Source organism: Zooshikella harenae (genome assembly GCF_018837975.1).
Taxonomy (GTDB): Bacteria; Pseudomonadota; Gammaproteobacteria; order Pseudomonadales; family Zooshikellaceae; genus Zooshikella; species Zooshikella harenae.
This window is the reverse complement of record NZ_JAGSOY010000012.1, coordinates 1-15,047: the sequence shown is the minus strand read 5'-3', so window position 1 is coordinate 15,047 and position 15,047 is coordinate 1. Positions and strand designations below refer to the sequence as shown.

The following is a 15,047-nucleotide window of genomic DNA, read 5'->3' as shown; positions in this document are numbered from 1 at the left end:
TTTATTCGCTAATTAAAAATTAAATTGCCTTTCTGAATTACTTTAATTTGACGTAACTTGAGCTACTCCTTGGGGTGGGAGTTTATTGTAACACCTCGCTCTAAACCAATTACTGCGGCAATATGAACAAGTAACCGGTCAATAGCTCCTCTGTGGAGAGAAACAAACTTTAGCCCATTCAGCCCTACTGCTTTTGCTTGGGCTGGTGACTTGAAGAGCTTTTCAATTTCCATGGCTAAGCTTTCTGCATCATTAACCCAGTGTAATCCTCCACTTTCTGCTAATAACTTACTGATCTCCATAAAATTAAAGACATGAGGCCCTGACAGCGTCGGTTTACCAAGCGCTGATGCTTCAAGCATATTATGCCCACCATGGGGCACTAAACTACCACCAATAAACGCCACATCACATGCTGCAAAAAATATCAAAAGCTCTCCCATGGTATCGCCTAAAATGACCTGGGTTTGTTCGCTTGGTAGCTGTTGGCTTGTACGGCGGATATAATTGATACTTTTCTGCTCAAGTAATGTCGCCACTTGATTAAAGCGCTCTGGGTGCCTTGGCACGAGTATTAGCAGTGCATCTGGTTGGGAGTTCAACAGTTGTTGATGAGCAGCTAATACAAGTTCATCCTCCCCTGGATGCGTACTTGCCGCTACCCAAACAGCTTGCTTCTTACCATTTTCTAGCCACTGCAGTCTCAACTCCTCTCCTATAGTAACTTGTGCCTGATCTGGCTGAAGATCAAACTTGATACTCCCTGTTACTGACACCTTATCAGGTTCAACACCTAAATCTTTAAATCTATCGGCTGACGCCTGATCTTGAGCTGCAATCAATGATAGTTGCCTTAGCATAGGCTCTACTAGTGACCTGAACTTACCGTAACCATTGGCAGATTTTTTAGAAAGGCGTGCATTCGCTAATATCACAGGAATTTCTTGAGCGTGGCATGCTGCAATGATATTCGGCCAAAGCTCAGTCTCCATCATAATCGCTAACTCTGGCTGGATTTTTGTTAAAAAACGTTGCACGGATCCTGGCAAGTCATAAGGAGCGTATACATGAAACACTTGATCCCCCAACTTACTCTTTACTTGTACTGATCCTGTTGGAGTCATTGTCGTTACTACAAGTTGATGTTGGGGGTAGCATTCTTTTAGTTTCTTTATCAGTGGAATCGCAGCAATGGTTTCTCCAACTGAAACTGAGTGCACCCAAATTGCCGGTCGACTCAAATCCCGGGGAGCAAACCGACCAAAACGCTCTCCCCAACGCTTAGCATAATCCGGCGCCTTGATAGCACGATACAGTAGCTTCAATAACACAAACGGCATTAAGCTATAAAATAACAATGTATAAAACAGGCGTGAAAGCAATGATTTCTCCCAACCAACGATAAATCAAAACAAGTTACGAAGATTAATGATGAATACAGCACAGCATACTAACTCATCAACCCTGCAGAGAGATGACCAATCCAGCTTGCTGGCGTATACTCCCAGATTCTTTATTGTTTGAGCAAGCAGTTAGATTCATATGCAGCAAGTACGTATAGAAACTGATGTAATTGTGATTGGCGGAGGCATTGCAGGGCTGTGGCTAACCAATGCCCTGCAACAACACGGACTCCAAACCCTGTTACTTGAAGAACACCAATTGGGAGGCATACAAACCTCTCGATCGCAAGGTATCATTCACGGCGGCACCAAATATGCCCTATCTGGCAATCTGACCAAAGCTTCAGAGTGTATTGCCGGCATGCCTGACCGCTGGCGTAAATGTCTTGACGGTGTTGGCGAGTTTGATCTCAGCCAAGTTAAAGTACTCTCCCCCCATCATTATCTATGGTCTACTGCTGGGTTAGGATCAAAACTTACAACATTTTTTGCCAGCAAAGCGTTAAGAGGACGTGTCACCCCACTAAAATCTGACAGTATTCCTCAAATTTTTAGAAACCCTCAGTTCAAAGGCAGCGTTTATCAACTTAATGAGTTGGTACTGGATATACCAAGCTTAGTTGATGAATTAGTAAAGCCCATCCGGCAGCAAGCCATTAAAGTTGACTGGCAAAATACCACACAGTTACTAACTGATGATCAGCATGAAATAGTAGGTATAACGCTTCAGCATCAAAATGTTGAATATCTTTTCACTGCAAAACGCTATGTCTTTACCTCAGGAGAAGGCACTGCCTCTCTCATGGCCAGGTGGGGGATCAATGAACCCAAGCAGCAGGTACGCCCACTACATATGGTGATGGTTAAGCATAACCACCCCAACCCACTTTATGCTCACTGTATTGGTACCAGCACAGTGCCAAGGCTCACTGTGTCCAGCCATCCTACTGCAGAAGGTGATTGGGTTTGGTATTTAGGTGGAGAAATTGCAGAGACAGGTGTAAAGCGCTCTTCTAGTGAACAGATTGAAATTGCCCAGCAAGAACTGAAGAAGCTAGTCCCATGGATCGATTTTTCTAATGCTAAATGGGCAACTTTACATGTCAACCGTGCAGAGCCTAAGCAGCTCTCATATATTCGCCCAGATGCAGCTTACTGCAAACCTATGCATAATGGCATTATATGCTGGCCGACTAAGCTTGCTTTAGCGCCCAACCTTGCAGATGAAGTCATCAAACTATTACAGCTAGATGCTATTACTCCTAAAACACAGTCAACTTCTGACCAAAGCCATCCCCAGCATTTGCCAAATAACCTACCACTTGCCCCCATCGCACCACCATTTTGGGAGGACTTCTTTTAATGCAGCGTCGACAAGTGGCTAGTACCAACCTATGGGTTTCGGCTTTAGGGCTAGGTACCGTTAAGTTGGGTCGAAACCAGGGGGTTAAATACCCCAAACAGTTTTCAATCCCAGATGATAAAGCTGTACTGAATTTACTATCTCAAGCGAGGGAGCTTGGTATTAACCTGATTGATACAGCTCCTGCTTATGGTACCAGTGAAGAGCGCCTAGGTTCTCTGCTACCAAAAGTTAAAAATGACTGGTTAATCTGCACCAAAGTGGGTGAGTCATTTGAGCAAGGCCAATCCTCTTTTGACTTTACCCCAGAAGCTACACAATTAAGTATTGAGCGAAGCTGCCAGCGTCTAAAAGTGGACTGTTTAGATATGGTGCTCGTGCACTCGGATGGACGTGACGAATATATCATCCAACATTTTGGTATTCTGGATTACTTAAGCGACCTCAAAAAAGCGGGAAAAATACGTGCCTTTGGTATGTCTACCAAAACGGTTGAGGGTGGTATTTTGGCCGCAAGCCAAGCAGATATTGTTATGGCAACCTATAACCTGGCAGACCACACAGAGCAACCTGTTCTTGATTATGCTGCAGCCCATCAAAAAGCCATATTTGTTAAAAAGGCCTTAGGCAGCGGCCATATTTGCCTTGAAAAAGGCGACCCAGTCAAAAAAAGTATGGCATTTATCTTTGACCATCCTGCTGTCACGAGCACTATTGTGGGAACAATTACTCCAGCTCACTTGGCTCATAATGCCGCTTGTATTTCGGCTGTACTTGATTAATCAATATGCTTGTATCCGGCACCTTGCTTCACAGCTACAGCAGTAGCATTTTTTCAACATACCGCCAAAGTCTCTGGCTAATTAAGCATCACGACTCAAGCTACCAAGCTAATTTGCAAAGCTGGGGTGAACCATTATCTTTTGCTCAGCTGCACCGACTTAGAACTTCAGCAAACAACTCAGCAATTAAGCCAGATAACTGTTTGAGTAATGTGGCATGTATTCTACTTAATAACCTAGGTGTTTCAGCGCACATTACCGTTCAACTTCAAGGCTGCCGCTGGCTACTTCTGGTTCCTCAGCTGCGGCATGATTTTGGGGATACCGTCCTCAAGCTACCTTCTGGCTATGTACCTTCAGAATCTTTATCTTCACCACAAAAGACAGTATTACAAGAAGTTGCCGAAGAATTGCTATGGCTAACACCTAATAAAAAACAGTGTCCAATCAGCAGCTTTAACCAAAAGCCTCTTCCTCATGTTTACTCATCAATTCCCATACGCTCACAATCTCCAACGGCAATGATGCTTTCCTTTGCTCAAAGCCCCCATCAAAGGATGCCTGTTTATTACACAAATCAGTTTAAGGGAGAGCAAAGCCATCTTTATTTACATCAACCAACTCAATCAGCTCAGTTAGTAAGTTACTTTGAACTCAAACTTCTTCCTAACTTTATTCAGCATGAAAAGCTATCACTCTTCCATTGTGAAGATGTCTGGAATGATGATTCGCAACGTGTTGAGGTTAGATTTAATGAGAATGCATTCGTGATTTGGGCGGAAATCAATGAGAACAATCAGCTAACAGGCAAAGCAGCCATCTTACAAAGAGGCCAGCTCACCCCTGTTAGTGATACTAAAAAACTCTACTTGTCGGAGTACTTTTGTCGTCGCCAAGGCATTTGGGTTAAAGATAATAACCGACCTTTTCTGGAAAATACGGACGCCTAGCAAGCTCTAAATAGCGGGCACAAAACACAGCGTTTTATTTATCGCTAAGTTTGTTTAGGCGCTTTAATTTTGTTAACTATCGCAGTTGTTGAGCAATCATCTAAGAAATCCAGTACGGCCACTTGACCTCCATAGCTGTGTACAATGTCCCCACCAACTACTTCATCTACCGTGTAATCCCCACCTTTTACCAAAACATCTGGCTTTAGTTTTTGCAGCAAAGATTTTGGAGTGTCTTCATTAAAACTAACAACCCAATCTACCGCGGCTAGTCCAGCCAATACCGTCATGCGTCGATCAACGGGATTAACAGGACGTCCTTCCCCTTTGAGGCAGCGAACTGAAGCATCATCATTAATGGCCACTATAAGTCTGTCACCCAGTGAACGAGCTTGCTCCAAATACCCCACATGCCCAGCATGTAAAATATCAAAGCAGCCATTCGTGAAGACAACCTTTTCACCCTGTGCCCTAGCCTCTTCAATGGTGCTTAATAGCTGATCTGCTGTCATTACTCCTTTCTCAAGGTCAGGTTCACCCTGAAGTGCACGACGTAATTCTGGTGCGCTTACTGTCGCAGTACCCAATTTACCAACAACAATTCCTGCTGCTAAGTTTGCCAAGGCCACAGATTCAGAAAGTGGCAAGCCTGCACCTAAAGCAGAAGCAATAACCGCAATGACTGTATCACCCGCCCCCGTCACATCGAACACTTCTTTAGCCTGTGCAGGTAGATGTAATGGTATACCTGAAGGCCGAAACAGAGTCATTCCATGTTCACTACGTGTGACTAAAAGTGCATCCAGCTCCAGCTCCGCGAGCAAAGCCATTCCTTTTTTTGTAAGTGTGGCTTCATCAGGGCAATCACCAACTACAGCTTCAAACTCAGTTAAATTGGGTGTAATTAAAGTGGCCCCTTGATACTTAGCAAAGTCAGTTCCTTTTGGGTCCACTAACACTGGCTTGCCAGTCGCTTTAGCTGCTTGAATTAATTGCTGAGGATTTGTGAGTGCACCTTTGCCATAGTCAGAAAGCACTACCACATCAACATTTTGCAGAAGGCTAGTAAAGCGCTCAGTAAAACCTACTTCATCAAGAGACTTAAAGGATTCTTCAAAGTCCAGCCGAATAAGTTGCTGGTGCCGACTGATAATTCTGAGCTTTGTTATGGTTGGCTCATCCTTAACCTGCTGAAAATTACACCATACTCCAGCAGCCTCTAGACAAGTTTGTAACACATGACTTGCCTCATCTTCTCCAGTGACACCTACTAAATAGGCAGGAGCCCCCAAGGCAACAATATTTAATGCCACATTTCCAGCCCCTCCAGGCCGGTCTTCTTTTTCACCTACCTTGACTACAGGAACAGGAGCTTCAGGCGAGATTCGAGAGGTAGCGCCATGCCAATACCGATCCAACATGACATCGCCAACAACAAGCACGCTACTGCGATCAAAACGAGGCATAGTCAACTTCATTAATTAAATCTCATATTTAGTTAACGGCGATTTCTGAAGATTCGGATACTTCTTCTTTAAACTGCATATGATGAAGCTTGGCATAATGGCCTGACTGCTGAAGAAGCTGCTGATGCGTACCCACCTCAACAATTTCTCCTTTATCCATCACCACAATTTTGTCCGCATTTTCGATCGTGGATAATCTATGGGCAATCACAATGGTGGTTCTTCCCTTCATCACTTGGTCAAGTGCTTTTTGAATCATTCGCTCCGACTCAGTATCAAGGGCTGAAGTCGCTTCATCGAGGATAAGCAAAGGCGCATCCTTCAAAATCGCTCGAGCAATAGCCAATCGTTGCCGTTGCCCTCCAGAAAGCAGCACACCATTTTCACCCACAAGGGTATTCAGTCCTTCTGGCAAGTCTTTAATAAATTCCATCGCATAAGCCGCTTCAGCTGCTTTCTGGACTTCATCCAAGGACCTGTGTTGTAAATCCCCATAAGCAATATTGTTAGCGACGGTATCATTAAACAACGTTACCTGCTGAGTGACTAAGGCAATCTGCTGACGTAAATTACGAAGCTTATAATATTGAATAGGTGTACCATCCAACAGGATTTCTCCACTTACGTTGTCATAAAATCGAGGGATCAAGCTCGCAAGCGTTGATTTACCACTTCCTGAACGCCCAACCAACGCAACTGTCTCACCAGGTTCTATGTGTAAAGAAATATCTTTAAGAACCATTTTTTCAGTATTTGGGTAAGAAAAGTTTAAATGGTTAATTTGCAGCCGGCCTTCAGTGCGTGGCACTACATGCTCACCATTATCTTCTTCAGCAGGTTCATCTATTTGCTCAAAGATACTTTGAGCTGCAGCAATCCCCTTTTGAATCGTGGCATTTACTTCACTCAATTGACGTATAGGCTTGGGCAGCATACCCGCTGCAGTTACAAAACCTACCAGCTCAGCGGCAGTTGCTTCTCCACGCATAAAAAGCACTAAAAACATGAGTAATGCAAGAGAAGTAAGTACCAAAAACTGCAGTGTAGGTGTATGAACTGAAGATGTTTTAACCATTTTCAGGTTTTGCTTGGTATTTAATGTACTTGCTTCATGAAAGCGTTTTTGCTCATAGTCTTCACCACCAAAACTACGGACGACCCGATAACCATTGATGGTCTCTGACGCAACATGGGTGACATTACCCATAGCATTTTGAATTTTCCGGCTTAATTTGCGAAACCGCTTACCAGCCTTGCTGACAACCAGCGCAATTAGCGGTGCCATACCCACAAAAATGAGTGACAACTGCCAGTTGGTAATAAAAAGAAAGCCCAACAAAAAAGTAACTGTGAAACCTTCCCGAATAACCACCTTAATGGCATCTGTTGCAGCTCCTGTCACCATACCAACATTGTAGGTAATACGAGAAATCAAATGTCCAGAGTTGTTGTTATCAAAGTAATGATTAGGTAGTAAAACTAATTGATCAAACAGAGCGCAACGAAGGTCATGTACAACCCCCAAGGATACCCGTGCGATAAAGTAGTTGCCTAGGTAAGAGCCTAATCCTCTAAATAGTGCAATGATAACAGTTCCGATCGGCACCCAATAAATCAAGCTTGCATCTGAACCTTCCAAGCCTGCTACAAAATACTCCATCATTTTGGCAAATAACGGTTGGCTTAAGGCAAAAAGGATATAGCCCAAAATACTAATCGAAAACCAACCTGCATAAGGCTTGACATAAGAGAGCAGACGTAAGTAAACATTCAAACCACTTTGTGAAGGGTTATTTGGATCTGTACTCATAATGCCTCAATCAATAACGTGGTATTAGGCGCAGGATTCTAACACAAATTGCCATCAGAGCGTCATAATACACATAACACATCTCTCGACATCCTTCTTGCTTTATAAAAGCCCATGCGTACAATAGCCTAGGTTACAAATAGGCTAAATCAGCAGCACCTCTTCCTAATTTCTTTAATCAGGGCAACATTTTTAGGTGTTTGTCGTACTCATAAGTTAACTTATGAAGTTAAAAAGTGGGCATCCCTAGTTAACTTTCAGTCATAATCATGCTGCTTTCTTACTGATATCATGTAAATCTTATACAGTGGTGCAATGAAATTACTCTCTTTAAGCGAATACAACCAGTTAAAAGATGGAGCCACTGTCATTGAGGAAGATGCCTGCGGAGAAAAGGTTGTCACTTTACAAGATGGATCCTTTATCAAACTTTTCCGCAATAAACGGCTCATCTCTTCTGCTCTTTTTTTTCCTTATGCTAAACGCTTTGTTAAAAACGCTCATACCTTAAATGAACTTGGCATACCCTGTGTTCAAGTTATTGACATGTTTAAAATAAATAAGCCTCCACGCTGTATTGTTCGTTATTTACCATTGAGTGGAAAAACCGTTAGGGAAACAGCTGCAGCAGCAAATTCTGGCTCAATTGAGCCTACCTTAACTAAACGCATCGCTGAATTTATCAGCACGTTACATAATAAGGGAATATATTTCCGTTCCTTACACCTGGGTAATATTTTGCTGCAAGATAATAACCAACTAGGTTTAATTGATGTGGCTGACTTGAAGTTTTACAGAAAGCCTCTTTCCATTAACAAGCGTATACGTAATTTTAACCACCTCATTCGATACAAAGATGATGTCTCGCTGCTTTTTTCTCAGTCACCTATAACTTTTATTGATGCTTACTTGAAAGCAAGTCAAAACTGCATATCTTATAAAAATCAGCAAACCATCAGCAATGCATTAAATACTCTCGTTAGGTGTTAAGTTAACATGAAAGTCCTTGTCACAGGTGGTGCAGGTTTTATTGGCTCTGCGTTAGTTCGACACATTATTAACAATACATCAAATCATGTAGTTAATGTTGATAAACTCACCTATGCAGGCTGTATTGATAATCTTGCTAACTGCAACGTGTCTGATCGGTACGACTTTTACCATACAGACATTTGCAACAAAGATGAACTACAGGACATTTTTACCAAGGAAAACCCTGATGCTGTTATTCATTTAGCGGCTGAATCTCATGTCGACAGGTCTATTCAAAATCCTCGTGCCTTTTTGGATACCAACGTTATTGGCACCTATAATCTATTAGAAGTGACTAAGCAGCATCTTCAACATAGCAATAAGCATAGCTTCAGATTTATCCATGTCTCTACAGATGAAGTTTTTGGCAGCCTTGGCGAAACAGGTCTGTTTTCTGAAACAAGCCGCTATAAGCCAAATTCCCCATACTCAGCCTCCAAAGCCGCTTCAGATCACTTGGTGAGAGCATGGCATAAAACTTATGATATCCCCATAATCACCACCAACTGTTCAAATAATTACGGTCCCTATCAATTCCCAGAAAAGCTTATCCCGCTTACCATCATGCATGCTATTCAAGGTAAACCTATTCCGGTATATGGGAACGGCTTGCAAGTGAGAGACTGGCTTTATGTTGATGATCATGTTGATGGCATAATGACTGTGCTTGGCCATGGTGGGGTTGGAGAAACATACAATATTGGTGGATTTAATGAGCAAACCAATATTTCAGTGGTTAAAACAATTTGTACCTTATTAGATACCGCCATTGAAGATAAACCTCAAGGCATAAAACACTTTGAGCAACTCATTCAACATGTTACAGACCGTCTTGGTCATGACACACGTTATGCAATAGATGCAACCAAAATGGAAACTGAACTACACTGGAAGCCAAAAGAGACATTTCAATCAGGCTTAGATAAAACTGTTCAATGGTATCTAAACAACTTAGACTGGGTAAAAAACAAACAATTTTAAGAAATATCCCATTGTGAATAAAATGGTAAAGGCTCACTTAAATCAACTGCTAGCAATGCGTTTAGTCTACTCGCTCAATACTTAAAAAAAAGCCTTTAACCTCAGTTCCGTGGGTAAATATATGGTTAAACTATGAAAGGCATAATACTCGCAGGTGGTTTAGGAACCAGGCTTTATCCAATTACATTAGGTATCTCTAAGCATCTTTTACCAATTTATAATAAGCCGATGATTTACTATCCATTAGTAACCCTCATGCAGGCAGATATTAGAGATATCGCGTTGATCACAACGCCAGAGGATTACCCCCTTTTCAATAAAATTCTTGGTGATGGACAACAATGGGGTATAAATATCCAGTACCTCATCCAGCCTAATCCTGAAGGTATTGCTCAAGCATTTATTATTGCTAAGGACTTTCTACAAAATGATAAATGCTGCTTAATCTTAGGCGATAATATATTTTTCGGAGAAGGCCTTGAACAGCAAATGATCCAAGCTCAAAAGGCCCCTGGAGCAACTATTTTTGCCTATCATGTGAGCGATCCAGAACGTTATGGTGTTATTTTTCTGGATGACAATAAAGTCCCTCTTTATATTCAAGAAAAACCTGCTAACCCAAACTCAAGCCTTGCCATCACTGGCTTGTATTTTTATGACAATGACGTCATCTCTTTTGCCGAAAACCTAAAACCCTCTGCCAGAGGGGAACTGGAAATCACTGACATCAATAATATATACCTGAAGGCAAAACGATTAAATGTTAATATATTTGGCCGAGGTATTGCTTGGTTAGATACCGGTACTCACCAATCATTACTTGAAGCCTCCCAGTTTGTTCACGCGCTTGAAACCAGACAAGGCGTCAAAATATGCGCTCCAGAAGAAACTGCCTGGCAAAAGGGTTGGATTACTGATGACCAACTTATTCAGCAGTCCAAGCATTTTGATAAAAGTGACTATGGCCCTTATTTAAGAAGCCTGATTAAGCAGGATAGATAATCGTGATCGTTAAAAAGACATCACTCCCAGAAGTACTTGAAATTACACCTCGCGTCTTTGCAGATAGTCGAGGATTTTTTTATGAAGCTTATAATGCCGAACGCTATAAAGAGTTTGGTATTGCTGCAACATTTGTTCAAGATAACCGTTCAAAATCACAAGCAGGAACAGTTCGAGGTTTACACTATCAACTAAATAACCCTCAAGCAAAACTCGTGCGTGTCACTCGCGGAGAAGTGCTTGATATTGCTGTCGATATTCGCAAAGGGTCTCCTCGATTTGGCCAATGGGTAGCCGTTAAATTATCAGCTGATAACCACAAACAACTCTTTATTCCAGAAGGGTTTGCTCATGGTTTTATCGTTTTGTCGAAAGAAGCTGATTTTGAGTATAAGTGTTCAGACTATTATCACCCAGAAGATGAATATGGTATCTTTTGGCAAGATCCTACTCTTAAAATCGATTGGCCTGACATGCCAAATCACACGCTGTCACCAAAGGACTTAAAGCTACCAATTCTAAACGAAGTGAGCGAAAAGGAATTACCTCACTATGAATAAAAAAATCCTGCTTACTGGTGCTGATGGTCAGCTTGGTCAATCAATATTACGTGAATCAAGTAAATTTCCTTCATTTACGTTTATACCCACAGACCAACATAATTTGGATATAACAAATCCACAAGAAGTCAATAGCGAACTGGATAAAATAAAACCAGATTACATCATCAATACTGCTGCCTACACTAATGTTGATAGTGCAGAAAGTGATTATGATACTGCCTTGGCAATTAACAGCACTGCAGTACACAACCTTGCTGTAGAATGTAAAAAGCGAGGTATTTTCCTAGTTCACTTCTCGACAGACTATGTGTTTTCTGGCGAAAAAAAAGAGCCTTACAATACCCATGATAAATGCGCTCCCCTTAACGTATATGGGAAAACAAAATGGCTGGGAGAACAAGCTATTAACACTATAGCTCCACAAGGAAAAATTATTAGAACAAGTTGGTTATTCAGCATTTTCAATAGAAATTTTGTAAAAACAATAATTGAAAAGGCTTCAGCCCATAAAGAAATAAGAGTCATTAGTGACCAACTAGGCCAACCTACCTCAGCACATGACTTAGCTTATTTTACACTATTTAGCATCTTACAAAGCAAAAATGATAAGATGGATACTATCCATTTTTCCAACCAAGGGGCTTGTAGTTGGTACGAATTAGCTAAAGAAATAGTTGAAGAGTATTATCGCTTAAATTTACTCGACTACATGCCAAGAGTTATGTCAACTTCAACAAATGAGTTAACCCAAAAAGCAACTAGGCCAGCAATGTCAGTACTTTCAACAAAAAAAACTGAGGATGTATACAACATAGTAATTAGAGATTGGCGCTCCTCTTTATCAGATGTTTTGATAACTTTAAGCTTTAGTCGTATGAAGTGAGAATAAAATGAAGCCTGCTTTTTTTGATAAGTTTAACCAATCAATTTTTCTTTTATTTATGGCTATCGTTTTTTTACTACCACCGGGAACATCCATTAGGACTTCATACTATATTTTAATATGTTCTACAGTGGCTATTTCCATATTTTTCTTAAATAAATCTTATATCAAACTACTAATTAAAAGACTTAAGCTTTTCGATAAAAACTTAGTACTTTTATTCATTATATCAACAACTTATATATTTTTATCCGTTTTTTGGAGCGATTTATTATCAAAAGAATTATTTTTTTATTATTTTAAAAATTACTTATTACTACTAATTCTACTTATTTTTATCTCTCAAACACCAACCAACCAAAACACAATCAACTATTTATATTTCTTGGTTCAAATTTCTGCTCTCATTGGATCACTAACAATAAGTATCAATCATATACATTCTCAAGGCACCGAAGGCCGATTAATAGACCCAATAGATACAGCTCAGATTTTTGGCTTAGCTGCAATTTTTTGCATCCATAAATTAACATTACACGATACAAAGCCAGATAAACTTTTTTCAGTTACAATTATATGCTTAGCTTCAATATTTTTGCTTATGCTTCTAGCAAAAAGCAGAGGGCCATTTATAGCACTCATTTTTACTTCTTTACTAATCATTATCAGAAGCAAAAATATTAAGCTTCTGGCATATATCTCATTAATTGTTGTAAGTGTTTTAACCACCTTATACTTTTTTGATGCTTACGATAGTATATTTAATCGTGTTTCAGTACCAGCTTACAGATTCATGATTTGGAAAGCAACGATCTTTGAATCTTTAGATAATTTGTTTTTTGGTATTGGTTTGAATCAAGAGTCATCGGTTTACATTACAAACAACAATATGGGCTTCCAACATAGTCATAACATGTTTGTGGATACTTACAGACTAACAGGACTTATTGGTTTCTTGCTATTAACTTCTCTAACAATAGTAACTTTATATAAAGGGTATAGTTTAACGAAAATGGATGATATTTGGTTCTATATACTTATTTATGGTGTTATCTGCCTATTAACAGAAGGTCGACAACCTCTTAATAGACCATCACATACATGGCTAATTTTTTGGTTGCCAATTTTACTAATTGCAAAAACCCACACCTCATACAAAATAGAAAAGATCAAATAAAGAACTGGCACTTTATTTACTCATGTTTAAAATAACATCCTCAAGGCACGCTTAAGAAATGGGTTTGTAGTTCAGATTAACATATTTCCACCTACATGTTTTTAACGTCACAAAACAAAAAGATATTTTTAACATGAAATCAATAGTAATCATCGTACCATATTTTGGTCAATGGCCTGAATGGATTGACTTATATATAGAGTCCTGCAAGCACAACCCAACTATTGATTGGTTACTCTTTAGTGACTGTTCTCCACCTAAAAATACCGCAAAAAATGTTAAAATCACTTATATTTCTTTTCAAGATTACAAAAGAAATATAAGTGATTCACTAGGTATTAACTTCTCAAAAGCGAGCCCATACAAATTATGTGACATAAAACCAGCCTTGGGTTTTATACATCAAGATGAAATCAAACATTATGACTATTATGGTTTTGGAGATATTGACGTTATTTATGGAGATATACGATCTTTTTATAACGAAAAAGTGCTCACACATAACCTAATATCAACCCACTGGGATAGGATTTCAGGTCACTTAGCTCTGTTTAAAAATACTAAAAAAAATCGAATAGCTTTCAAACTGATTAAGAACTGGCAACAGCTCATGGCAGATACCAAGCACCATGGTATCGATGAATCAAAGTTTTCTAAAATATATTTGCGCCACAAAAAGTATTCCCGCTGGTTAAGAAAATGTTACTCCTTGTTCAATGCATACAACAGAAACTGCTACTTTAAAGAGCAATATAGCACTATTCTTTCACCTATTTCATGGATAAATGGTTCTGAAGAACATCCAACAGTATGGTATTGGAAGAATGGGAAGCTTACAAATAATATTGATGGAGATAGAGAATTTCTATACCTGCACTTTATGAACTTAAAGTCTGCTAGTTGGTTACACAAAAAATATGGAAATAAAGCAGCTTGGGAAACTTTAAAAAAAATAAATCATGTTCCATTTAATAAAATCACTAATAACTGGATTATCTCTAAAGAAGGTTTCATACCAATATAAAGTAACCACTATGGGTATAAAATATATCACTCCCCCCCCTTATGCCAGGATAGTTGTCGCCTCACCTGAAGTAAAAATCTAAAGAAAGGGGCGTAGGTAAATGATGAGTAAAGCGCGCATCAAAAGAAAGAAAAGAAGCTATTTTAGCGAAGATGATGCCACCTCATAATATGAGTGTTCCAGCACTCGCAGAAGAAACCGGTATTTCAGCAAAAAACCCTGTATAATTAGCTTCAAGTTGCGAAAAGAAAAGGCTGTGTTATACCCGGAAACAAGAAGAATGCTGAGAAATGGTCCTCAGCGGACCGCTTTAATATTGTGGTTGAAACCGCCCGCTTCAATGCCTCGGAATTAAGTGAATAAAGTTTCACCATAATATTTAAGCTACTAACTGCAGCATAGTGCTAATGAAATTATTTTTTTGAGGTTTAGTAAAAATACCTACGTACAGGACAAAAGCTGAATAAACAAATAAAATCAATTGGTTAGAGGTGAATTGATCCCTCATTGGTATTACAATTCAGGCTACGAAACTAAAGAATTGTAAAACAATGAAAGAAATCAACTCACTCGCCAAAGAACTTAAAGGGGTTTTTGGTTGGCATCAAGCC

Annotated in this window: 13 protein-coding genes; 10 read left to right on the top strand and 3 right to left on the bottom strand. The window is 39.8% G+C overall.

Annotation, left to right across the window (positions count from 1 at the left end; genetic code table 11):
- Positions 1–62: 62 nt before the first annotated feature.
- On the bottom strand, positions 63–1,382 hold the full coding sequence (waaA, locus tag KCG35_RS07350) for a lipid IV(A) 3-deoxy-D-manno-octulosonic acid transferase (protein ID WP_230409072.1): 1,320 nt from the start codon (positions 1,380–1,382) through the stop codon (positions 63–65).
- A gap of 160 nt (positions 1,383–1,542) precedes the next feature.
- Between waaA and KCG35_RS07345 the strand changes: the two genes are divergently transcribed.
- Genes KCG35_RS07345 through KCG35_RS07335 form a run of 3 tightly spaced genes read left to right on the top strand, consistent with a single transcriptional unit; the run spans position 1,543 to position 4,498 of the window.
- Positions 1,543–2,766 carry an NAD(P)/FAD-dependent oxidoreductase gene (locus tag KCG35_RS07345; protein WP_215819037.1) on the top strand — a complete coding sequence of 408 codons (1,224 nt, stop codon included), beginning with the start codon at positions 1,543–1,545 and terminating at the stop codon, positions 2,764–2,766.
- Complete coding sequence (locus KCG35_RS07340) at positions 2,766–3,548, top strand: aldo/keto reductase (protein ID WP_215819036.1); 783 nt, start codon at positions 2,766–2,768, stop codon at positions 3,546–3,548. The genes KCG35_RS07345 and KCG35_RS07340 overlap by 1 nt, the downstream gene beginning before the upstream one ends.
- Before the next feature lie 5 nt (positions 3,549–3,553).
- Positions 3,554–4,498: a hypothetical protein gene (locus KCG35_RS07335; protein ID WP_215819035.1), complete on the top strand. Its 945-nt coding sequence runs from the start codon at positions 3,554–3,556 to the stop codon at positions 4,496–4,498.
- Between the two features lie 44 nt (positions 4,499–4,542).
- Here the strand turns inward: KCG35_RS07335 and hldE are convergent, their stop codons facing one another.
- Both hldE and msbA read right to left on the bottom strand, forming a co-directional pair.
- Complete coding sequence (gene hldE, locus KCG35_RS07330) at positions 4,543–5,976, bottom strand: bifunctional D-glycero-beta-D-manno-heptose-7-phosphate kinase/D-glycero-beta-D-manno-heptose 1-phosphate adenylyltransferase HldE (RefSeq protein WP_215819034.1); 1,434 nt, start codon at positions 5,974–5,976, stop codon at positions 4,543–4,545.
- Positions 5,977–5,992: 16 nt separating this feature from the next.
- Complete coding sequence (msbA, locus tag KCG35_RS07325; protein ID WP_215819033.1) at positions 5,993–7,774, bottom strand: lipid A export permease/ATP-binding protein MsbA; 1,782 nt, start codon at positions 7,772–7,774, stop codon at positions 5,993–5,995.
- A gap of 315 nt (positions 7,775–8,089) precedes the next feature.
- Between msbA and KCG35_RS07320 the strand changes: the two genes are divergently transcribed.
- The 7 genes from KCG35_RS07320 to KCG35_RS07290 all read left to right on the top strand — a co-directional run bounded on the left by KCG35_RS07320 (position 8,090) and on the right by KCG35_RS07290 (position 14,436).
- On the top strand, positions 8,090–8,764 hold the full coding sequence (locus KCG35_RS07320; RefSeq protein WP_215819032.1) for a BUD32 family EKC/KEOPS complex subunit: 675 nt from the start codon (positions 8,090–8,092) through the stop codon (positions 8,762–8,764).
- A gap of 6 nt (positions 8,765–8,770) precedes the next feature.
- A complete protein-coding gene (rfbB, locus tag KCG35_RS07315; protein ID WP_215819031.1) occupies positions 8,771–9,787 on the top strand; it encodes a dTDP-glucose 4,6-dehydratase in 1,017 nt (338 codons plus the stop codon).
- A 132-nt stretch (positions 9,788–9,919) separates the two neighbouring features.
- Positions 9,920–10,789, top strand: a complete 870-nt coding sequence (gene rfbA / locus KCG35_RS07310) for a glucose-1-phosphate thymidylyltransferase RfbA (protein ID WP_215819030.1) — start codon at positions 9,920–9,922, stop codon at positions 10,787–10,789.
- Positions 10,790–10,791: 2 nt separating this feature from the next.
- A complete protein-coding gene (gene rfbC / locus KCG35_RS07305) occupies positions 10,792–11,349 on the top strand; it encodes a dTDP-4-dehydrorhamnose 3,5-epimerase (protein WP_215819029.1) in 558 nt (185 codons plus the stop codon).
- On the top strand, positions 11,342–12,235 hold the full coding sequence (gene rfbD / locus KCG35_RS07300; protein ID WP_215819028.1) for a dTDP-4-dehydrorhamnose reductase: 894 nt from the start codon (positions 11,342–11,344) through the stop codon (positions 12,233–12,235). The genes rfbC and rfbD overlap by 8 nt, the downstream gene beginning before the upstream one ends.
- Before the next feature lie 7 nt (positions 12,236–12,242).
- Entirely contained in the window at positions 12,243–13,412 is a 1,170-nt protein-coding gene (locus KCG35_RS07295) for an O-antigen ligase family protein (RefSeq protein WP_215819027.1), read from the top strand.
- A 133-nt stretch (positions 13,413–13,545) separates the two neighbouring features.
- The gene (locus KCG35_RS07290; RefSeq protein ID WP_215819026.1) at positions 13,546–14,436 is read left to right on the top strand and encodes a DUF6625 family protein; all 891 of its coding nucleotides are present in this window, start codon (positions 13,546–13,548) and stop codon (positions 14,434–14,436) included.
- Positions 14,437–15,047: the final 611 nt, after the last annotated feature.